This window comes from Lyngbya sp. CCAP 1446/10 (genome assembly GCF_026130175.1).
Classification (GTDB): domain Bacteria; phylum Cyanobacteriota; class Cyanobacteriia; order Cyanobacteriales; family Microcoleaceae; genus Microcoleus.
The window spans coordinates 81,026-101,654 of sequence record NZ_JAIGNI010000011.1 but is presented as its reverse complement, the minus strand read 5'-3'; the positions used below and the strand labels follow the sequence as shown (position 1 = coordinate 101,654).

At 46.0% G+C, this 20,629-nt stretch carries 24 protein-coding genes and 1 pseudogene; 16 read left to right on the top strand and 9 right to left on the bottom strand.

What is annotated here, in order from left to right:
* Window positions 1-129: 129 nt before the first annotated feature.
* Window positions 130-807 (top strand): SDR family oxidoreductase, encoded by a 678-nt coding sequence (locus K4039_RS07630; RefSeq protein WP_265234547.1) that lies wholly within the window; start codon window positions 130-132, stop codon window positions 805-807.
* A gap of 176 nt (window positions 808-983) precedes the next feature.
* Here the strand turns inward: K4039_RS07630 and K4039_RS07625 are convergent, their stop codons facing one another.
* On the bottom strand, window positions 984-1,514 hold the full coding sequence (locus K4039_RS07625) for a hypothetical protein (protein WP_265234546.1): 531 nt from the start codon (window positions 1,512-1,514) through the stop codon (window positions 984-986).
* A gap of 55 nt (window positions 1,515-1,569) precedes the next feature.
* On the opposite strand from K4039_RS07625, the gene petN reads away from it, so the two are divergent.
* Window positions 1,570-1,659, top strand: a complete 90-nt coding sequence (petN, locus tag K4039_RS07620) for a cytochrome b6-f complex subunit PetN (RefSeq protein WP_071883976.1) — start codon at window positions 1,570-1,572, stop codon at window positions 1,657-1,659.
* A 136-nt stretch (window positions 1,660-1,795) separates the two neighbouring features.
* Window positions 1,796-2,398, top strand: coding sequence for a DJ-1/PfpI family protein (locus K4039_RS07615; RefSeq protein ID WP_265234545.1), 603 nt, complete (start codon window positions 1,796-1,798; stop codon window positions 2,396-2,398).
* A 31-nt stretch (window positions 2,399-2,429) separates the two neighbouring features.
* Here K4039_RS07615 and K4039_RS07610 read toward each other — a convergent pair whose 3' ends face one another.
* Window positions 2,430-2,564, bottom strand: a complete 135-nt coding sequence (locus K4039_RS07610; RefSeq protein WP_265234544.1) for a hypothetical protein — start codon at window positions 2,562-2,564, stop codon at window positions 2,430-2,432.
* Between K4039_RS07610 and K4039_RS07605 the strand changes: the two genes are divergently transcribed.
* Both K4039_RS07605 and K4039_RS07600 read left to right on the top strand, forming a co-directional pair.
* Window positions 2,545-2,787: a DUF167 domain-containing protein gene (locus K4039_RS07605; RefSeq protein WP_265234543.1), complete on the top strand. Its 243-nt coding sequence runs from the start codon at window positions 2,545-2,547 to the stop codon at window positions 2,785-2,787. The genes K4039_RS07610 and K4039_RS07605 overlap by 20 nt on opposite strands.
* Window positions 2,788-2,872: 85 nt before the next feature.
* Complete coding sequence (locus tag K4039_RS07600) at window positions 2,873-3,061, top strand: CsbD family protein (protein WP_265234542.1); 189 nt, start codon at window positions 2,873-2,875, stop codon at window positions 3,059-3,061.
* Window positions 3,062-3,425: 364 nt separating this feature from the next.
* On the opposite strand, the gene K4039_RS07595 is transcribed toward K4039_RS07600, so the two are convergent.
* Entirely contained in the window at window positions 3,426-5,447 is a 2,022-nt protein-coding gene (locus K4039_RS07595; protein WP_265234541.1) for a calcium-binding protein, read from the bottom strand.
* Window positions 5,448-6,060: 613 nt separating this feature from the next.
* Window positions 6,061-7,194 carry a cob(I)yrinic acid a,c-diamide adenosyltransferase gene (locus K4039_RS07590; RefSeq protein WP_265234540.1) on the bottom strand — a complete coding sequence of 378 codons (1,134 nt, stop codon included), beginning with the start codon at window positions 7,192-7,194 and terminating at the stop codon, window positions 6,061-6,063.
* A gap of 225 nt (window positions 7,195-7,419) precedes the next feature.
* Between K4039_RS07590 and fraC the strand changes: the two genes are divergently transcribed.
* The 4 genes from fraC (at window position 7,420) to larE (ending at window position 10,979) form a co-directional block, all read left to right on the top strand.
* A complete protein-coding gene (gene fraC / locus K4039_RS07585) occupies window positions 7,420-7,950 on the top strand; it encodes a filament integrity protein FraC (RefSeq protein ID WP_265234539.1) in 531 nt (176 codons plus the stop codon).
* Window positions 7,947-8,945 (top strand): DUF5357 domain-containing protein, encoded by a 999-nt coding sequence (locus tag K4039_RS07580; protein WP_265234538.1) that lies wholly within the window; start codon window positions 7,947-7,949, stop codon window positions 8,943-8,945. The genes fraC and K4039_RS07580 overlap by 4 nt, the downstream gene beginning before the upstream one ends.
* Window positions 8,946-9,214: 269 nt before the next feature.
* Window positions 9,215-9,988 (top strand): ABC transporter permease, encoded by a 774-nt coding sequence (locus K4039_RS07575; protein WP_265234537.1) that lies wholly within the window; start codon window positions 9,215-9,217, stop codon window positions 9,986-9,988.
* Between the two features lie 163 nt (window positions 9,989-10,151).
* Window positions 10,152-10,979, top strand: a complete 828-nt coding sequence (gene larE, locus K4039_RS07570) for an ATP-dependent sacrificial sulfur transferase LarE (protein ID WP_265234536.1) — start codon at window positions 10,152-10,154, stop codon at window positions 10,977-10,979.
* Here the strand turns inward: larE and K4039_RS07565 are convergent, their stop codons facing one another.
* Complete coding sequence (locus tag K4039_RS07565; protein ID WP_265234535.1) at window positions 10,980-11,438, bottom strand: hypothetical protein; 459 nt, start codon at window positions 11,436-11,438, stop codon at window positions 10,980-10,982.
* Between the two features lie 5 nt (window positions 11,439-11,443).
* On the bottom strand, window positions 11,444-11,767 hold the full coding sequence (locus K4039_RS07560) for a polymorphic toxin type 24 domain-containing protein (protein ID WP_265234534.1): 324 nt from the start codon (window positions 11,765-11,767) through the stop codon (window positions 11,444-11,446).
* 151 nt (window positions 11,768-11,918) lie between these two features.
* Between K4039_RS07560 and K4039_RS07555 the strand changes: the two genes are divergently transcribed.
* Window positions 11,919-12,638, top strand: coding sequence for a GDSL-type esterase/lipase family protein (locus K4039_RS07555; protein ID WP_265234533.1), 720 nt, complete (start codon window positions 11,919-11,921; stop codon window positions 12,636-12,638).
* Between the two features lie 176 nt (window positions 12,639-12,814).
* Here K4039_RS07555 and K4039_RS07550 read toward each other — a convergent pair whose 3' ends face one another.
* Complete coding sequence (locus tag K4039_RS07550; protein ID WP_265234532.1) at window positions 12,815-14,665, bottom strand: polysaccharide biosynthesis/export family protein; 1,851 nt, start codon at window positions 14,663-14,665, stop codon at window positions 12,815-12,817.
* 300 nt (window positions 14,666-14,965) lie between these two features.
* On the opposite strand from K4039_RS07550, the gene K4039_RS07545 reads away from it, so the two are divergent.
* Complete coding sequence (locus K4039_RS07545; RefSeq protein ID WP_265234531.1) at window positions 14,966-15,655, top strand: class I SAM-dependent methyltransferase; 690 nt, start codon at window positions 14,966-14,968, stop codon at window positions 15,653-15,655.
* 165 nt (window positions 15,656-15,820) lie between these two features.
* Here K4039_RS07545 and K4039_RS07540 read toward each other — a convergent pair whose 3' ends face one another.
* Both K4039_RS07540 and K4039_RS07535 read right to left on the bottom strand, forming a co-directional pair.
* The gene (locus K4039_RS07540) at window positions 15,821-16,075 is read right to left on the bottom strand and encodes a hypothetical protein (RefSeq protein ID WP_265234530.1); all 255 of its coding nucleotides are present in this window, start codon (window positions 16,073-16,075) and stop codon (window positions 15,821-15,823) included.
* 51 nt (window positions 16,076-16,126) lie between these two features.
* Window positions 16,127-16,450: a hypothetical protein gene (locus K4039_RS07535; RefSeq protein ID WP_265234529.1), complete on the bottom strand. Its 324-nt coding sequence runs from the start codon at window positions 16,448-16,450 to the stop codon at window positions 16,127-16,129.
* Window positions 16,451-16,581: 131 nt separating this feature from the next.
* On the opposite strand from K4039_RS07535, the gene K4039_RS07530 reads away from it, so the two are divergent.
* From K4039_RS07530 to K4039_RS07510, 5 genes and pseudogenes are all read left to right on the top strand, one after another.
* Window positions 16,582-17,220: a histidine phosphatase family protein gene (locus tag K4039_RS07530; RefSeq protein WP_265234528.1), complete on the top strand. Its 639-nt coding sequence runs from the start codon at window positions 16,582-16,584 to the stop codon at window positions 17,218-17,220.
* A gap of 115 nt (window positions 17,221-17,335) precedes the next feature.
* Window positions 17,336-18,103: a YebC/PmpR family DNA-binding transcriptional regulator gene (locus tag K4039_RS07525; protein ID WP_265234527.1), complete on the top strand. Its 768-nt coding sequence runs from the start codon at window positions 17,336-17,338 to the stop codon at window positions 18,101-18,103.
* A gap of 197 nt (window positions 18,104-18,300) precedes the next feature.
* Complete coding sequence (locus tag K4039_RS07520) at window positions 18,301-19,779, top strand: hypothetical protein (protein ID WP_265234526.1); 1,479 nt, start codon at window positions 18,301-18,303, stop codon at window positions 19,777-19,779.
* A 39-nt stretch (window positions 19,780-19,818) separates the two neighbouring features.
* Window positions 19,819-20,379: a restriction endonuclease gene (locus K4039_RS07515; RefSeq protein ID WP_265234525.1), complete on the top strand. Its 561-nt coding sequence runs from the start codon at window positions 19,819-19,821 to the stop codon at window positions 20,377-20,379.
* Between the two features lie 65 nt (window positions 20,380-20,444).
* Window positions 20,445-20,624 (top strand): annotated as a pseudogene (locus tag K4039_RS07510) (YebC/PmpR family DNA-binding transcriptional regulator); the annotation flags it as partial.
* Window positions 20,625-20,629 lie beyond the last annotated feature (5 nt).

Here is a 20,629-nt window from a genome sequence, read left to right as displayed (position 1 = left end):
ATCTCTTCCTCCGCGTCCTCTGCGCCCTCTGCGGTAAAAAAAAACTAATTCAAAAAATCACAGAAGGTTGTTGTATACTATTCCCAAGTCAAAAAAACCAACTTCTGCACAAACTAAAACAAAATTAATATGACAGATAAATCCCACATCTTTTTAGCAGGTGCTAGTCGAGGCGTCGGCCTAGAAATCGCCAAATGTCTCGTAGCACAAAATATGCAAGTAACAGCACTTTTGCGATCGCCCGAAACGCGCACCGAATTAGAAGCAATGGGCATCAAAGTCATAACTGGCGACGCTTTGGACGCTGCGGCTGTGGAAGCTGCAATGGCTGGAGGCGCGCCAATCCATGCCGCAATCAGCACCGTTGGCGGCTTGCCAAAGGATGGGGAAAGAGCCGATTATTTAGGCAACAAAAACTTGATTGATGCTGCCGTTAAAGCGGGCGTAAAAAAGTTTATTTTAGTCTCATCTATCGGTAGCGGTAACACGGCCGCCGCTTTGCCGCCGCAAGCTTTAGAAACTTTGCGCCCGGTGTTAATTGAAAAGGAAAAAGCGGAAAATCATTTGATAGCAAGCGGGATGATTTATACTGTGATTCGTCCGGGCGGATTGAAGTCGGAACCTGCGACGGGTAACGGTGTTTTAACGGAAGATTGTCGGGTGGCGGGAACTATTCACCGGGCGGATGTGGCGCAGTTAGTTTGTCAGTGTTTAGTTTCTGATGCTGCTAACAATAAGGTTTTGTCGGCGGTAGATAAGCAAATGGTTTACGGCAATTTAGAATATGAGGTATTAGGTTTGAAATAAAAAGAATACCGGGCGGTTGAAACCGCGCCGACACAGACAAAACCCGGATGGTGCGCGGGTTGAAGAATCAACGGTTTAAATTAGCTTCTTTTCTTCAGTCCGCGGAGGCGGACATTGTTTGTGTAGACGCGGTTTCAACCGCCGTTTGATCTGAGTTAAGAATCAAAAGGTTTAATCTACGATCGCCCGAATGGTTGAATCAACGATCGCCCGTTAGCGAAGCCGTCGAACCCGATCGCCCAATCCAACACCAAACGCGCGATCGCAAACAATACCACGCTTTCCACCGCACCAACCGCAAACGGCAATAACTCCTGCAAACCCGGTATTTTCCCCGCCTCAAAAGAAAGTCCCGCATCCAACTGTCCAAAAGCCCGCACCAGCCCAAAAGCCAACACCACGCCAGATTTAAGGTGCGGGTTAGTATCGCACCGGATAGCGTAGCGGTAGGTAACGCCGAATAAGAAACCGCCCACAAGTGCCATCAATCCTCTGAAGGCAAAATTTAGGTCAACGGCCATTACCTGCAAGCTCGCCAGAGAATCCCACCAACGGGCTAGGATTAAGCTGTTAACCAGGGCGATCGCCCCAAAACCACAAAAACAAGACAAAGCAGCAACAGTCCCTGCTTTCAAAGATTCTACCCGTTCAGCGAAACTAAAATTTGACGAATCCTTCACAGCACCTTCATTCCAAAAATGGCTCAAATTAAATTATCATAAGGGTTGGAGTCACTTTGTACAGTTCGTTCAGTAAATAGCTATGGATATTTTGTCACTCGGTTGGGTTTCGGTGCTAGTTCTGTTCTCCTTCTCAATTTCAATGGTGATTTGGGGCCGCAACGGTTTCTAGATCCCAAATAAGATGTACGGTTGAAACCGCCGAGTCTTCAACCCGCGTCGGCGGGTTTTGTTTGTGTAGACGCGGTTTCAACCGCCGAGTCTTTTAAATCCTATTTAACCAAAACTCAATAACAGGAGTTACAAATATGACAGCAAAAAAAATATTAATGCTAGTCGGCGACTTTGTAGAAGACTACGAAGTAATGGTACCATTCCAAGCACTACAAATGGTAGGTCACACCGTCCACGCAGTCTGCCCCGACAAAGCCGCAGGCCAAACAATTCGCACCGCAATTCACGACTTTGAAGGCGACCAAACCTATAGCGAAAAACCCGGTCACAACTTTACTTTAAACGCAACTTTTGACGACATTAACGCCGCCGATTACGACGCTTTAATTATCCCCGGAGGAAGAGCCCCAGAATACATCCGCCTCAACCAAAAAGTGCTGCAAATTACCCGCTACTTTGCTAATAACAAAAAGCCAATCGCATCTATTTGTCACGGCTTGCAAGTCCTCACCGCCGCCGGCGTGCTCGAAGGCAAACGCTGCACCGCATACCCAGCTTGCAGCCCCGACATCCTCCGCGCTGGCGGCAAATATACCGAAGTTCCCGTTACCGAAGCCGTAGTCGATGGCAACTTAGTCACAGCCCCCGCGTGGCCGGCTCATCCTAACTGGTTAGCTGAATTTTTGAAGGTTTTGGGAACAAAAATCGAACATTCAGAAACAGTCGCCGTTTCTTGAATAATCAGACTTACTTTATTCAACCCAGTTTCTACGCAATTGGTAAATAGGTAATAGGTAATAGGTAATAGGTAATAGGTAATAGGTAATTCTTCCCTCTTCCTTCTTCCTTCTTCCTTCTTCCTTCTTCCTTCTTCCTTCTAAGTATGACGATTTTTACAGTCAAAGTTAAGCCGAATTCCAAACAGCAAAGCATCGAAGAGCAACCAGACGGCAGCCTCAAAGTACATCTCAAATCGCCACCAGTCGATGGAAAAGCTAATCAAGAATTAATCGTGTTGTTGGCGAAAAAGTTTAAAGTGCCTAAATCTGCGATCGCCATTAAATCGGGTTTGTCGTCCAAAAATAAACTTGTCGAAATTGCGATCGAACCTGCAACTCAGAAATAAAGTTAACAGCAAATCTATCTAAAGACGGATTCAAACTCAACTAGAAAATCCTATCTTAGTAGTTGTAGAGTTAAAATAAAAAATAATGAGCATTGAAAATAGAGTCGAAGCAACAGCTAAGAATATTGAAGGCAAAATCCAAGAAGCTGTGAGCGAAGTTACAGGCAATCTGAAAGATAAAGTAGAAGGTCAAGCCAAGCAGGACGAAGCCTCAGCAATTCACATGAAAGAAGACCTCAAAGATAAAGCAAAAGAGATTGTAGACAAAGCTTAGTCAGAGTATTTGCTAAAAGTTTCCTGCCTACTGAATCCAGCAAACATATCGTTTGCTGGCTTTTTTTTTGCTCGCCCAAACTTGTAGGATGCGTCATACCAAATCTGGCTTTAATACCTCTTAATTCTTCAGTCCACGGAGGTGGACTTCGTTTGTATAGTCGTGGTTTCAACCGCCGAGTCTCTTAATTCTTCAGTCCACGGAGGTGGACTTCGTTTGTATAGTCGCGGTTTCAACCGCCGAGTCCCTTCAACAAAAAAGCCAGGGATTCAGATCCCTAGCTTGAAACATCGCACAATTAGTTTTTAGAGTTGGTGCGGGCGATGGTTTTTTCTAAAACCACTCCCACCCGCTGCCACCTAAATTAAATCAGGATAATATCTGATCTACCGAAGTTTGGTCTGTTGTTTAGGATTGCGAGTGTAATGGGTGATTTAGACCCACTAGCACCGTCAGGGTCATATCCTAGTCGTCCGTCTTCAGCTTGGTAAAAGAAGAACGGTGCTGTCTGCGGAAGTTGTGCCTGAGGAATGTTCGTCGTATTAACACCACCAGCGTAAGTCCCGTTGTCAAACACCACGAACGATTGACCAGGAAGTTGGCTTGGCCCACCCACTGCACCGAAGTTGAAGGCAATACTATTCAAGACTATCTTGTCTTGGCCTTGTTGTTTAAAGTCACCGATTTGGTCTGGACTGGTGCTGAATCCGACGGGGGTGACGCCGCCGGTGAGGGTGTCGTAGCCACCTTCCTGGAAGTTGCTGTAGTAGAAGCTGTCATCGCCGTTGCCACCAATCAGCGTGTCAGAACCGGGCCCGCCGCCGAGAGAGTCGTTGCCGTCACCTCCGATCAAATAGTCGTTCCCATAGCCGCCGATCAGCGTGTCGTTTCCGCCACCGGCATCTAAGGTATCGTCCCCGTCAATTCCTGGGGTAATAAGAATGTTGAAGTCGGGGCCACCGAACAGTATGTCGTCGCCAGCACCGGTAGTGATGACATCAGTGCCGTTGCCGCCAGTGATGATGTTGCTGCCTAAGTTATCAGTAATGATGTTTGTCGATGTGACACCGGCAAAGTTGACAGTGCTAGCGTAGGAGATGATGTCGTTACCACCAAATGAGCCAACCAATTTATCGCGTCTGCTACCAAACACGATCGTATCATTCCCTTCACCACCGTTCATGAAGTTGGTGACGGTGCCGGTGGTAGTAAGATTAGTGCTGATGTTACCAAGTAACAGATCATCACCCAGACCGCCGTCGAGAGTAACTAGCGCAGTAGTAGTACCGACATTAAAAGTAGTGGCATTGATCGTATCGTTGCCATCTCCACCGAAGGCTTGATTAAAGATACCGCTCAAGGTGTCATTGCCTGCGCCGCCGATCATTGTATCACTCGCAAAAGCTGCAACGATCGTGTCGTTGCCATCGCCGCCGTCGAGCAAATTGCGACCTGCGAAGCCTGGAAATGTACTCAGCGCGCCTACGCTGGAAAGTGCAGACACCGTAGACGACTTGATGAAGTCGTCGCCTGCGCCTCCCTGCGCCGTGTCCTGCGTAGCATAAACCGTGATCGTGTCGTTCCCAGCACCACCGTCCAGGAAGTTTTTGCCGGTACCAAAGTCGCCGATACCGCCGACGAGAGAATCGTTGCCCTCACCGCCGAGCAAGGTGGTTTTCTCAATGCCAATGGTGATGGCCCTCGAATCAAACGGACTCGACTGGGTACTGTTCTCAATGACTAAGGTATCGTTGTCAAGATCGCCGGAAAGATAGCTGTTGCTGGCTACACCATACAGTGTGTCGTTGCCTTTACCGCCGAACAGAGTATCTTTCTGATTGATACCTACAACATAGTCGTCGCCCAAGTCTCCCCGTAAGAAGTTGCTGCCTTGATTGCCACCGGCGCTGCCACCGATGCGAATACCGAGGTTGTTGCCGCCACCTGCAATGAAGAAGCCGAGGGAGTCATTGTCCTTGCCACCGTAGAGGGTGTCTCTTCCCAGGGCGCCTCCCAGCATCGTATCTGAGCCCTGATTACCAAACATCAGGTTGCCATCGACTGTGCCTTGGAGCAAGTCATCTCCCGCACCGCCCAACAGCGTCGAATTCCGGGCTTGAGCGATTATGGTGTCATTGCCTGCGTCGCCCTGCATGAAAACTCGCTCGCGCTGGCCTACTAATGAATCTTCGTCGTTGCCGCCGTATAGGGTATCGTTGGGGCCGACGGAAATTAGAGTATCGTTATCGCCTTCGCCAAATATTAAGCTGCCGCCGAGGGCAGAAGTTGTAATAAAATCCGCCCCCGCTCCGGCAAAGATTGTATCCGGGCCCAGTCCCGGAGTGTTTAAATTAGCTTGATCAGAATTGTCAGTTAACGTTGTCATACAGCTTCACTCCTCTACTTCTTGTTGATCATCGCTGGTGCGACTACAGACACTGCCTAGAACACCGAATGTTTGGATGCCGCTGTAGTTTAACCTGTTTGCCAGCCGCAAGTCTAGCCTACTGGTGTTAACCCTGTCTAGACTTTCTCCCTCACGGACTTTTTGCTTGTAAGCTTTTATTTTCAATGTCTTCACCCTTTAATAATCCTTGTGCAATGTCTCAGGTGCTCACGCTCAAGAAGACGCGGCTCATATTCTGAATGTTCCATTCTGGGTTGGCGATCAGGGATCGCCTCCGGGGAAGGAAATTCAAGATTAACAAGGGTCGATCGGGGAGTTTGGGAAGACAATGAAAATTGGGAGATTGGTTACTTGGTTGCAAGGCTTTGTGCTAATTTCCGGTTTCCCAGGCAGGGTCGTTTTTAAATCAATACGGTTCCGTTAAGACTTATCTCCCCTAGCCCCCCTTAAAAAGGGGGGGACAAGAGTCTTCTCAAAGTCCCACTTCAGAAGGGGGATGCGAGGGGGATCTCTGGAAACAAACACTGTGAACTGAACCGTATTGGTCTTTAAATAATTCTGGCTCGGATTGAACTCCGCGCCATGCAGGGGTCTAAAAGTCTACACCCCGCTTTAGTTCTACGCCCCGATCGCCATAGTGTTTGTGACAGTATACCTCTGAGTGTACGCTTGCCAAGTCAAAGTAAGCATGGGGTTTGTGGCAGCGCCCGGTGATAATGATTTCTGTATCGCGGGGCTTGCGTAGCAGGGCTTCGACGATCGGCTCTACCGACAGCAGTTCTAAGTCTACTGTGGGATTGAGTTCATCGAGAATGATCGTTTTATACCAGCCGCTGGCGATCGCCATTTTAGCGATTTCCCAGCCGCGTTCTGCCTCGATACAATCTAACTCTTGCTGTTGTCCCCGCCAAACTATAGCATCTCGGCCGCACCGCTGGTGGTCTACTAACTGCGGGTAACTTTGTCGCAATGCTGCGATCGCCGCATCTTCTGTATAACCAGTCCCACCTTTGAGCCATTGTACAATTAACACGCGGTGAGATGTGTCTTGGCTGATACCTCTACCGATCGCCTGCAAAGCTTTCCCCAAGGCACTGGTAGACTTACCTTTGCCTGCTCCGGTGTATATTTCGATACCGGAAATATTATGCTCTGCCGCTGCGGGGTGATAGTGCGGCTTCATTTCTGAGTGTAAGTCGGCAATTTCTAGCAAAGCTTCGGGGGCTGCTCGGCCTGTGGCGATTACTTCTAAATATTCTGGTTTGTTTTTGAGGGTTTGGACTACTTCGTCCACTGGCAGCAAACCTAAGTCCAATACGGGGTTTAGTTCGTCTAGAACCACGACGGAATAGAGTTCACTGGCGATCGCTCCTTTGGCGATATCCCAGCCTCGCTGAGCTTCGGCGCGATCGAAGCGGGTGATTGCTTCGGCCCCAAAATATTCGGCTCTGCCGGTGCGTACTTGGTCGATCAAGTGCGGAAATGCCCGTTGCAGCGCTTCTATTGCCCCGTCTTCGTCGTAGGAGCGGCCGGGGCCTTTGAGAAAGCGCAGCAACAAAACTCGCGTGGGAGAGTCAGAATTGATACCCAGCCCGATCGAGCGCAACACTACTCCCAAAGCTGCCTGAGACTTGCCTTTACCAGCGCCGTCGTAGACGTGAATCTGACCCGCGGCGCGTTCTGAGCGGGATGAGGCTGTCCGAATACCAATGCCATTCCTTACCATAATCCGCAGTTATTTGAGTCTGTCTCGGGGTGGGTATTCGATCGCTTGAATGTTTAATATTTCCATTCTGTTGGCCGATCTCAAAAGATTATAGGATATAACCTCAACCACCTGATGTTCATTCGGGCGATCGAAAGCAATTAGCGGCTCAGACCTGCGGCTCTTGATTATTCCCCCTGTGATGTACAATTAAAATTTAACACGGGCTGATATACCTGAATCCTTATGATTGCGAGTGTTTTCCCATTTCGGACTGTTTTGGTGCAAATTTTAATTATGTTTTTGGCGATCGCGATCGAATCGTGGTTTCTACAAAAACTACTGAAACTCGGCCCCAAAACCAGCGTTGAATATACTGCCATCCTCAATCTCGGTTGCACTTGCGTAGGTTGGTTAGTTTTCTTCGGCATTGAAAGCGTTCTTTCCAAAGATTTGCGAGAACAGCTAATCGGTTATATTTTATTAGGCGGAGGGCAGAATGTTTACAATACCATAACTATGATAGCCGTCTCGATATTAGCAGTAACTTTTCTCGTTAAATGGCAAGGATTAGAAATCATAGGAAACGTGGTTTCCGGCAATAAAAAAGCTTCCAAACCTCAGTTTATAGGGCCGCCCACCCTCAGCCGCCGTCCTCCCAAAAAGACTTTTCAAGTAACTACTCAGTTTGGGGCAGTTTTAATCGCCCACACTGTTAGCAATTTCGTTATTTTAACCGTGTTGTTTTTGCAAAGCGTCAATAATAGAAATCTATGATGAAGCAATTTTTGGATGTGACTCAGCAACTAACTAAGCTGACGAACAACCTTTGGGAAACCAATAAAAAAGTCCAAAAGGCAATGATTCCGCCTAAAGTTGTCCACTGGAAGACGCCTTTACTGCTCAGCATCTTTTTAGGTGTGCTGACGGTGGCGGCAGTTACTGACTTGGCGACGAGAACTCTGATGTTTGATATGAGCTGGTTATTTTTTATACTTTCAATGGGTTTGCTGACCAGCCAGCAACCTTTTGTAATTAACAAAGTAAGTCTGAGTCCGTGGGTGACAAGCTTCTTAATTGGCTTGTGGTTGCTGATCAGGTTGCCGTCGGACAAAAAGGAAATAGCCTGGATATGCGGCCCAATTATAGCAGTAGTAGTTCTTGCTATCATCAGGGTTTGGAAGAGCGATTCAAAACGGGAAAGTATCAGGGAGTTGATGCGCCCTCAGTTTTTGATGATTACTCTAATTCATGTGACGTTTTCCTGTTGGTTTGCATTTCACTTTTTAATTCAAAGTTGGATACAACAGTATCCGAGCGTTTTATCGCAGGATTTGAGGAAAAGCGATTATGTGGTGACATTTCAACAGCCAACTATTAATCGCTCCCGAGGAGTTGTCATCCTCAATGCAATGGAGCGATACCTGCAAAATGAAGCCCGCACCAAACCGTGGCCGCAGGTTGAACAAATGTTAATAGATATTGACAACGAGCGATTTTTTCTGAAGAATCAAGCGTTAGGAACAATTGGGATAGTCCCAGAAGATGCTAGCTGGGATGTCAAAACTTCGATCGTTCAAGGACAGTCGCGCTATCAGTTAGAGATGCAAGCAACTTGGATGGGGCTGGTTTTTAGACCGGAAATATATTCGTTTACCAAGTCTTGCGAGGTGTTCGATACAGCCAATCGGGCGACTGTAACCTGCGACGCGATCAAACGCTCTAAACCCGGATTGAAAAAAGATGGAACTACGGGAGATAGTCAAGTTTGAGGCTGTCTTTGGCGGTTAGGAGAGCGGGAGAGTGGGAGAGCTTTTACACGGGAGTGCGAGCGTCCCGCTCGCTATTGTATATTCGGCAAGCGAGCGGGGACGATCGCACTCCTGAAAAACGCTTTTTACTCTCCGCAAAGATACTTCCGAAAGCCGAAGAGCGGGGAAAATCTTCCCTCTTCCCTCTTCCTTCTTCCTTCTTCCTTCTTCCTTCTTCCCTCTTCCTTAAACTAAAATATAGCTAAAGTTGACTGTGGGTTAATAAATAGATGAATTTGAGAAGAATCTTGACAGTCGCGACTAATGTATATTGGGAAGTAATTCGCGATCGCATCCTTTACTTAATTATTATTTTTGCTCTGTTGATGGGAGCCTCGGTGCGCTTGATACCGGAATTGGCAGCGACAACCGAAAAGAAAATTATCTTAGATATCGGTTTGGCTGCGATCGGTATTCTCGGTCTAATTGCCACAGTCTTTGTGGCTACCGGACTGGTCAACAAAGAAATTGAAAAGCGGACTGTTTACCTGTTAGTTGCCAAACCGATAAGTCGGGCTGAGTTAATTGTGGGCAAGCACTTAGGGCTGTCGGCGGTGCTGGCGGTACTGGTAGCAGCAATGACTGTTATCTATCTGGCTATTCTGACTTTGAGCCGGATTCCTTACCCTTTGGGCAGCATTTTAATTGCTTCACTATTCATCTGGTTTGAGCTGTGTCTCATGGCCGCTGTCGGGATTTTATTTGGGGTTTTTAGCAGTTCGCTGCTGGCAAGTTTACTGACATTTGGCGTTTATTTTATGGGACACTCGACGCGAGATTTAGTGTCTTTGGGCAAGTTAACTAAAAATCCTGGCATTGAACAATTGATGATGGGACTTTATCTGGTTTTGCCGGATTTAGCCCGGTTTAATTTGAGAAATGATGCTGTTTACGGACAAGTTCCTTACTTGGCGGGTTTGATTACAGATGCTGGCTACGGTTTGCTGTATGTGGTGTTGCTGCTGTCAATTGCGATCGCCATATTTTCCCGCCGAGAATTTTAAAACGCGCGTATTGTTCGATCGTTCGGACTTTAGTCCTTTCTCGGATAAGGACTAAAGTCCGAACGATCGAACCTTTTTTATTATGGAATTAGCGAGCTAAGATATAGACAAGGTTATCGATCGGCAATCTCGACTGTTTGTAGTGTTACAAAAAAATGAAATTATGATATTGGAAAAACTAGAACAATTAAAAGATATTTTCGCGCAGATGGAACGGGCGCTGATTGCCTACTCTGGCGGAATTGATAGCACTTTGGTGGCAAAAATTGCTTTTGACGTGTTGGGCGATCGCGCTTTGGCTGTAACGGCTGTTTCTCCGTCTCTACTGCCAGAAGATTTAGAAGATGCGCGGATTCAAGCAGCAGAAATTGGCATCGCCCACCAGGAAGTAGAAACTCAGGAAATGGCAAATCCTAATTATACTTCTAACCCGGTTAATCGCTGCTATTTCTGCAAAAGCGAACTGCATGATACTTTGAAACCGCTAGCACTGGCAAAGGGTTATCCTTATGTGGTAGATGGGGTTAATGGTGATGATTTAAAGGATTACCGTCCGGGGATTCAGGCTGCTAAGGAACGGGGCGCGCGATCGCCTTTAGCAGAAGTTGGTATGACTAAATTTGAAGTTCGACAGTTGGCAAAAGAATTGGATTTGCCTTGGTGGGATAAACCGGCTCAACCTTGTTTGAGTTCGCGTTTTCCTTATGGTGAAGAAATCACTGTTGCTAAGTTGCAAAGAGTGGGGCGCGCTGAACGGTATTTGCGGCAGTTGGGACTGAAAAATCTGCGCGTGCGATCGGATGGAGACACCGCGCGCATTGAGTTACCAGCCCAGGAGATTCAGCAGTTTGTATTAAATGCTGATTTGCCTGGATTAGTAGCGGTGTTTCAGGAGTTTGGTTTTGTGTACGCGACTTTGGATTTGGAGGGGTTTCGCAGTGGCAAATTAAATCAGGTTTTGCAACCTGAATTGTTGGGGGCGAAGGGTTGATTAATTATCTTGAAAAAATGTCACTACAACCGTGTGTTCGTCCCGATCGCATTTAACTTGAAAACGGCGCTGAGGATAAAGCGATTTTAGGCGACTTTCCCACATCTGAGCTAATGCTTGTCCCAAATACAATAAATTGTCGATACTCGTATTTTCCGCACCGGGGAGAATGTCATCAACGTGCTGGTGGTTCATCACCTGCTCAATTGCAGCGACATCATTCCCCAGTTCGATTTTCCACTGTTCGTATATTTGACTGTTAAAGGCTTCGGACAAAAAGATACCGCCTTCATGTTCGACAAAATCTGGCCAGAATAGTTTTGTGAAAGCTATGGCAATTTCAATATTAGCAGATCCAAAAAGATAATCCCAGAGTGAAAAATCATCGCCGTTGGCTTTTTTCCATTGCTGGAAATCGATTAGTTTATCTGCATTCAAGGATATTTGTTTGATGAACATAATTTCTAGGGTATTTCATCTAATCTAGCTGGCCTAACTGTTTTCTCAACTTGCACGAAAATGTCTCCTGCTGGGTTTTGGTTGTGTTTGTATTCAACGACGTGAGGTGTCGGCACATTTGCATGAGCCCTTCCTGTCAAGTCTACTCGCTTAATTGCCCGTCCACTGTCATCGTAGACGATATAGCTGGTAATGTTCTTGCCATCCATGCGGTAAAGTAAGCTTTGGGCACTTGCTCCATCTGGACGAAATATGCCACTTACCTGGGTTCCGACGGCTATAAGGGTGCTAGCGGGGATGCCAACTGTCCAGTCCACTGGTTTAGACATATATAAGTCCTAAATTACTTTGCGACCTCAGTTTGATATATGTATGGGTGAATAATCTGGGCAACAATATTCGTGACATCGCCCGTGAATTAAAGCAATGGCATAAACTAAAGTAGCAGCAAGAGTAGCAGCAAGAGTAGCAGCAAGTTGTATGAAATTTAAATTTAGATTAATCTCGACCGTCTTGGCTTTGTTATTGTCGGCGTACATCCCGTTTCGGGGGTTGGCTAACCCGCAACCTTCGGGGGACACTGTTAGTTCTGCACTGTGGTGGCAAGCTTCGGTTTACAATCAGGTGCAGCAAATTAAAGAACAGAAATATGAAGGTTGCGTGTGGGGCGATTCTATTTCTTCGGCCCTGGGCGATTCTTTGGGAGAAAAAAACTTTAATTTTGCGATCGGCGGAATGAGCTCAGTTTCGCTGCTAGAACAGCTAAAACTGGTAGTACCGCAGGGGTTTACCTGCGAAAAATCGATTTTGGCGATCGGCACAAATGATGCTATGTACGGGATTAGCGACGAGCAATTTGTCAGCAATTTGAAAGAGGCGATCGCAATTATGCGATCGCTAGGAACAAAAAAAATTATTCTGATTCCTGCTTTTTACTCAACTCTTGCCGCCAGCTACAATCCTAAATCAGCAGGAACAATTGCCAGAGTTGACGAAATCAATGTTCTCATCGATCAAGTAGCCACCGCCGAAAATCTGACCGTTGAATCTAGCGGTATACAAGCATTGTTTAAGGAAAAAGCCCTGAATGGAGATTTAACAAAAGACGGCGTTCACCTCAATGCCAAAGGTTTAGATATATACAGGAAAGTTTTGTTAAATATTTTAAATTCTTCCTCTGTAACGCGCACATCTTTCTGATAAATAATATCAAATCCGGTGGCATCGGAATGAATATTACCCACAGTCAGGACACGGCAATGCCGTGTCCTCATAGCGGTTCTCAAAAAAGTGAGGTATGCCCTATGCCCTATGCCCTATGCCCTATGCCCATGCCGGAAGCGTACCTGATCTTTCTGAGAAAGGCTATATGATGTCTAAGGAGTAGACTGAATTTGCTGTGGCGACTGCTGCTGAAGCTGAAGTTGTTGATTTTGAATCTGAAGTCGCTGATTTTCAACATCAATTTGTCGCTGTCTGTCTTGAAGTTGTAGTTGTCTGTCTTCTGCTTGCACTCTTCTATCTTCTGCTTGCTGCTGTCTGTCTTCTGCTTGCCGCTCTCTTTCAAACTGTCTATCTTCACGTTGCTGTTGTCTATCTTCACGTTGTTGACGAAGCTGATCGAGCTGATTTTTTCGCTCGAAATCTCCTCCCAAAAATAAGTTTTGAAAAGCGTTTATAGTTGTTTGAAACCCAGTGAAAATGTTACTAACACTGCCGATTCCAGTGGCAACTCCTGTTATCGGCTGCAAGAAAGTAGTGATATTGTCTGCTACCCTAGTATAGCCCGATCGCGCTACGAGAATTACATCGTTGTTTCGGAGAGTTGGGTTATTGTCAGGATTCAACCCTTGAGCAAAATCCACATCGATAGTGCGGCGAGTAACAGTACCGTTGGCGTTCAAACGCAGCAGTTCCACCTTGTCTTTTTTAGCCCGCAGTTGATTAAAACTGCCAGCCGTCAGCAAAGCTTGGTGCAGCGATGTACTGGGTTTAACCAGCAAAGCTCCCGGCCTGATCACTTCCCCTACAATATTGATACTGATCGCGTTTGGAGAGAAACTCGTACTTCCAAGTTGGGAAACTTCAGCTAAGTCTACAGTAGATGCCGTCGGAATAATGATGCTATCTCCTTCTTGCAGTAAAACATCTTGAGTTGCGTCACCTTTTTGTAGTAAATCCCACAGATTTACCATGATAGTTTGTTCAGTGCCACCTCTAATACGGCGGCGGATTTGGACGCGACGAATGTCTGCTTCCGTGGTGATACCGCCAGCAATTTTGAGTGCTCTAGTGATTGTTGGTAGCCCGACAACTGCCCCTGCTCCTTGCTGTTGATCGATAGAGACAAAACTCAGATCTGTTTGTTGGTTAGTCGATCGCAAATCCGAAGCAGATACAGTATAAGGCCCTGGCCTGTTCACTTCTCCGACAATTACCACGCCAATTGGTTTAGTAATATCAGCGGAAAAGTTAGCACTAGCTCTTTGACGGACTTCTTGAGTATTCAGAGAACTTGCTGTCGGTACAAAAATGGTATCTCCATCTCGGATCGTGACATCTTGGCTCAAATTTCCCGTGTCTAAAAAATCCTGCAAATTAACAGTAGTAACTTGCTCGACACCTCCTCTGCGGGAACGGCGAATTTGGACGTTTCGCATATCTCCTGCTGATGTCACCCCTTTTGCAAGTTGCAGCATTTCCATCAAAGTCGGGAATTTTACTCCTCCTCCTTCTCTAGTGGGATTAATCTTATAGGAACCTGGACGAGTAACTTCACCCGCAAGACCTATATTTAGGGGGCGAGCGACGATCACAGTCACGGTAACAACGGGAACATTAATGAAGGGTTCGTAGCGCTTGGTAATGACGGTAGCTGCTTGTTGCAGCGTCAATCCTTGAATTGAGACGCTGCGAATGATTGGTAGATTGATGGTTCCGTCAACTAAGACTTGATATTCTTTGCTGAATTCTGGGACGCCGAAGATATCTAAAGCAATGCGATCGCCCGGGCCTAAAGTATAAGCTGCTTCTTGTGTCAGCGAACCAGAATTGCCGATCGGCAAACTTGAACCCGGAGGCGGCGGCGGTATTCTCGGCAGATTTGGGTTCCGAGTGGGTGCAGGAGTTCTGATGGCAGGCAACTGAGCTATACTGGGCAGCGAACTGCTGAGCACCAGGAGTGCTGACAAACTAAGACTTGTAGCGGTTTGAACGGTATGTTTCATGTTTCTTTCCTGGTTGCAGCCTGCCAATGAACGATCGCAATTTAACTAATTAATTTTAGTTTATTTTCCGTTCTGTCCAGTGTAGCCTCGCTATGCTGCAAAATCCACAGGTGGATTCATCAAATTTGTGCGACAGTCGAGTACCTTATTTATCAAAAAAGTGTAAAGCCAGCCAACTGTTCTCAGAATTATTTATACATAATTCGGGATACAAATCAACCAGCCCAATAAAAGAGATAGAAAAAACTAGCCTTATTTGAGGTAAAATATTAAATAATTATATCTGCGGGACAAAGACAAGTGTCACTAAAATTAGATAAAGTAATTCCCTGGGGACGCTGCTTGGATGAATATATAGGAATGTTTAGCTTGACATCAAGTGACCTCAAGCTAGCAATTCTTGATTGTGCGGGCGGCCCGGCGAGTTTCAATGCCGAAATGACTCGCCAAGGTAAAAAGGTAATTTCTTGCGATCCAGTTTATCAGTTTACTGCGGTGGAAATTGGCGATCGCATCCAAGAAACATATCAAACTGTGATTGACGCTGTTAAGGCAAATGTAGACGGCTACCTGTGGAACAGTTTTGAATCGCCGTATCAGCTAGGCGAAGTGCGGATGAAGGCGATGCAGGAATTTTTAGCAGATTTTCCGTCTGGCTTGGAGCAAGGCCGCTACATGACTGCTGAATTGCCTATTTTGCCTTTCAATAAGGGTCAATTTGATTTAGCTTTGTGCAGCCATTTCTTATTTGCTTATTCTCACTTGCTTTCCGAAGAATTTCATCTGCAAGCAATTACAGAAATGTGTAGGGTTGCGAAGGAAGTTCGGGTGTTTCCGCTGTTACAAAGTTTTAGTGGGGAGGAATCCGAGCATTTAAATCCGATTATTACTGAATTGAAAAATAGAAGTTTTCGTGTGGAAGTTCAAGAGGCTCCTTATGAGTTTCAAAAAGGTGGAAATAAGATGCTGCGAGTTCGGGGGGAAATGTAAGTTACCGGGCGAATCTTAAGTTACCGGGCGAATGGAATTTACCGGGCGAATGGAATTTACCGGGCGAATGGAATTTACCGGGCGAATGGAATTCGCGGCTATACAAACGATGTCCGCCTCCGCGGACTGGAAATTGGGCTGTACTGGAAAAGTCAATGCGATACATCATGCTTCCAAAGAAAGTCCGTATTTCTCGTTTTGTCGATCGACAAATTCTTCCAGACTCGAAAATTGACCTTGATCGAAGTCATCAAGTCCGCGTTGAATCCCTTCCAATGCCTCGAAGAAATCGCTTTCATCAAAGCTAAGTCCGAACGCGAGAACAGCTAAGACAATACTGGTTATATCTTGTCCTGTACTTTCAGCCCGTTGGCGCAGCAGTGCTTCGATTTTTGGGGGTAAGGTGAGTGTAATGGTCATAAAAGTTATGATGAATAGTTGATTTTATTTTGTAAATTTATTTTGGCATAGTTAGCCAAAACGATCGCTTCTTAAACTATCTGCCCACTCCTTAACCCGATCGCCAGAAACACCTATCTTGCTAGTCTGGTAATCTTCCAAGACGGAGAGACTGCTGGCGATGCTTTGTTCTTCGCTAAGGGGGTGAAACTGGTTTGCTGTATCAATTTCTCCCCACTGATATCCCTCATTTTCCTCGGCAATTTCTGCGATTAGGCGTTCCAAGTCGCTGAGATTAGCGTTGGACAGATTCAGCCATGAAAGCACGATCGCCTTAACTACATCGCTAGGCATGACCTGAATTTGGGCGTGGAGTTGCTTTATAGATTGAGCCATTGGATGATAGAGAGTGACTGATTCAATTCTAGCGCAATGTCAAATAGTTGCGATGATTATAACGCACAGTTGCGGTAAAATGAATTAAAGACTTTAATAGAAATCGCCCGCAGCCAACTTAACAAGAACTAATGCCACAAACAGTTTGGATCGCACGACACGGAAACCGCATCGACTTCGTTAACCCCGACTGGTTTCTCACAGCAGAACACCGCTACGATCCCCACCTTTCCGAAGACGGTCACATTCAAGCAAAACAACTCGCCAATCGCCTCAAAGGTGAAGGAATTTCTCACATTTTTGCTTCCCCTTTTCTGCGTACTGTCCAAACTGCTAATCACGCGGCCGAAGCTCTTGATTTGTCGATAAAATTAGAGTGGGGACTGTGCGAATGGCTGAATCCTGAATGGATGACCGAAATGCCGGAAACTGAATCGGTTGAGGATTTGTGCAGGCGTTTTCCGAGGATTGATGCTGCTTACAAAGGCGGTATTGCTAGTTATCCCGAAACAGGGGAAGCTTGTCTCAAAAGGGCGGGGGAAACTGCTAAACGCCTCGCTGCACAGTTTCCTGATGATATATTATTAGTAGCTCACGCTGGGTCGGTTGTGGGAAGTGCGATCGGGCTATTGGGCGATCCTAAAACAAAAATTAAGGCTTCTCTGTGCTGTTTGGTGAAAGTTGTGCGCGGTGAGGGCGAATGGTCGATCGCACTTAATGGCGATACTTCCCACCTCACGGACACTGAAGCGGTTGTTCGCTTTAATTAAAGATGAGATTCGTGCAAAAAATCGCATTTTATGCTATGTGTGTAAGGTGTACACTCCGCACCTTAGGTTTATTTGATCTCGATCGCACATTTTAAATTCAAAATCTTAAATCAGTATGTCTGGACACAGCAAATGGGCGACTATTAAACGCCAAAAAGCGAGAGTTGATTCCGCTAAAGGCAAGGTTTTTGCTAGAATATCTCGCGAAATAATTGTCGCCGCCCGCAGCGGAGTTCCCGATCCCGCTGGCAATTTTCAACTGCGGACAGCTATTGAAAAAGCCAAGGCGGCGGATATTCCTAGTGAAAACATCGAAAGGGCGATCGCCAAAGGTGCCGGTTTAGCCGGGGGTAGTTCGGAATTAGAAGCTATTCGCTACGAAGGTTACGGCGTTGGCGGAGTTGCGATACTGATTGAAGCGCTGACAGACAACCGCAACCGCACGGCGGCTGACTTGCGAGAAGCTTTTAGTAAAAATGGCGGCAATTTGGGCGAAACTGGTTGTGTGGGCTGGATGTTTGACCACAAAGGAGTTTGTACGATCAGCGGCCCGATTGATGAAGAACAATTGTTTGAAGCTTCCCTAGAAGCCGAAGCAGAATCCTATGATTTGATATCAATTGATGAGGATACTGAAGGCGCAGAGGTTTTGACAAGTGTGGCTAATTTGGAAAAGCTTGCTGATGTTTTGAAACAACAAAATTTTACAGTTTTGCAGTCAGAAAATCGCTGGATTCCGAGCAATACAGTGGAAATAGAAACTCCTGAAAAAGCCAAATCGCTCCTTAAGTTAATGGATGCGCTGGAAGATTTGGACGATGTGCAAAGTGTGACAGCTAATTTTGAAATGACCGATGAAATGATGTCGGCGATTATGACTTAAACTCCCTTGGTTCGTAGTGAGGACTTTAGTCCGCATAAAATCAGAGAACTAAAACAAAATTCGTAGGGTGCGTCGCCATCAACAATCATCAAAAAAGAGCGACAATTTAATAGCGACGCACCTGTTATTTTCAAGAACTAAGGAAACAAATCTAATATTTTTTTTGTACCCACCTTTTTTATAAATGGTATAAACCCATGCCAGATAAAAACAAAATCAACCCAGACAGCAGCGACTCAGCAGAACTTCCATCAGCAACCGAAGTAGCAGAAATTAGCGATCGACCAAAATCGGATGTGCTGGCTAAACGAGGGAATCAATCTCATTGGTTCGGTTCCGTTTTGGGAGCCGTCTCTACAAGCGCGAGTGCTGTGGGGAATGCAGCAGGAAGTGCTGGAAGTGCGATCGTTAATACCGCGAGTGCGGTGGGAAATGCAGCAGGAAGCGCTGGAAGTGCGATTTTTGTTAATACGGCTAGTGCGGTAGGGAATGCAGCAGGCAGTGCCGGAAGTGCGATCGTTAATACGGCGAGTGCGGTAGGGAATGCAGCAGGAAGTGCTGGAAGTGCGATCGTTAATACCGCAAGTTCTGTGGGGAATGCAGCGGCGAGTGCCGGAAGTGCAGCAATGCAAGTTCCCAATTTTTTGGGTTCATCCATCGGTTTGATTTCCCAAAGTCCTATCCTGAAAAAACTGACTGAAAAGTTCAAAATCGACTGGTTAGTTAATGCTATAGATGCTGTTGATGTCGTGAAGGCCGAGGCGAAAGTTCGAGAGTTACAGCGCCAATATCCTCACGAGAAACCCCAAGAGATTGCACATCACTTAATGGTGAAAAAAGCCTTGCTAGCGGCAGGAAGTGGCTTGGCTAGCAGTTTAGTCCCCGGCACGGCTTTGGCGTTGGCTGGCATGGATTTGGCGGCAATGACGGCGTTATCTGCCGAGTTGGTTTATCAAATTGCTGCCGCCTATGGCATGGATTTGCGATCGAGCGATCGCAAAGCAGAAGTTGTCGCGATTTTCGGTTTATCCTTGGGTAGCAATTTAGCGATCGAAGCTGGAGTTACCCTTGTCAGCAATATTCCCTTGGCGGGTGCGGTAATTAATGCTAGCGCCAGTGCCGCCATGATTTACGCGCTGGGATACGGTGCTTGTCGGTTTTATGAGGCGCATCTCGATTCCTCGGAAATCGAAACTAAGCTGGAAGATTTACGAGAGGTATTGCAAGGGGAAAGTGAGCAATATTTAGAAAAAGCGATCGCACAACAAACCGTAATGGATTGGATTTTGGTGTATGTCGTCTATGCCAGCCAAAAATTTACCCGATGGGATCAGTTATTACCCGAATTACAAGCAACGAATTTAAATCCCAGGACTTTAGCTGAGATTGAAGCTGTGACAAATAAGTCTAAATTGCTTCCTAAGTTGGATATTTTACTCGAACAACTCGAACTTGACTTTGCCGAACCACTTTTAAAGCGATGCACTGAGATTATCGAGGCTGACGGTGAAATTAATGAACAAGAGGGAAAAATTTTGCTGACAATTCAACGGGCTGTTTTGAGCAAAAGAAAGCAAGCGAAAAAACAAGCCCCGCCAACTTTGATCGAGGATGCGGTATCGCCACCCACTGAAGCGCAAACTGAAGTCCAAGCTGCATCACAAATTCCCTCTTGATCTTCTGATTCTGCTTCTACTAATAAATTTAATTCAAATATGCTACAAAACTTTAAAAAAATCTTAAAAGTTGCTACGATATTAGACCTGCCAAAGATTGCTAATTTAATCGATAGTGAATCACAACCTCCCTCTCGCTCTTCTCATTCTCCTTCTGCTAAATTGAGTGCAATTCTGCTGAAAAAATTCAAGCAGATTTTAGCAGGTTCTACGCGGTTAGAAGTCCCAGAGATTGGGTATTTAATCGCTCAGGTCGATCGCATGACGGGAGAAGAATTTGAGGAATTTTTAGCCTGCTGTTTCCGCAATCTCGGCTATGCGGTCGAAATGACACCCAAAACGGGGGATTTTGGTGCGGACTTGATTCTCTCTAAAGCCCGCAAGAAAACCGTTGTTCAGGCAAAACGCTATCAAGGAAAAGTGGGAAATTCCGCTGTGCAAGAAGTGGTGAGTGCTGTTAAGTATTACGGGGCCCAGGATGCGATCGCAATTACGAACAGCGAGTTTACAGCAAATGCTCATAAACTGGCTCAAGCGAATGGGGTAAAACTCTGGGGACGAGAACAGTTAATTGATTTAGTGATTCGAGCTAAAAAATAAGGGATCTATGAACCAAGAATCCCAGTCTATGAAAGAGCGGGGAGTGTCATTTTAAGCAACAAGATTTTACAGTTTTGCAGTCAAAAAATCGCTGGATTCCGAGCAATACAGTGGAAATAGAAACTCCTGAAAAAGCCAAATCGCTCCTTAAGTTAATGGATGCACTGGAAGATTTGGATGATGTGCAAAGTGTGACGGCGAATTTTGAAATGACAGATGAATTGATGTCTTTGAGTATGGTGTAACGATC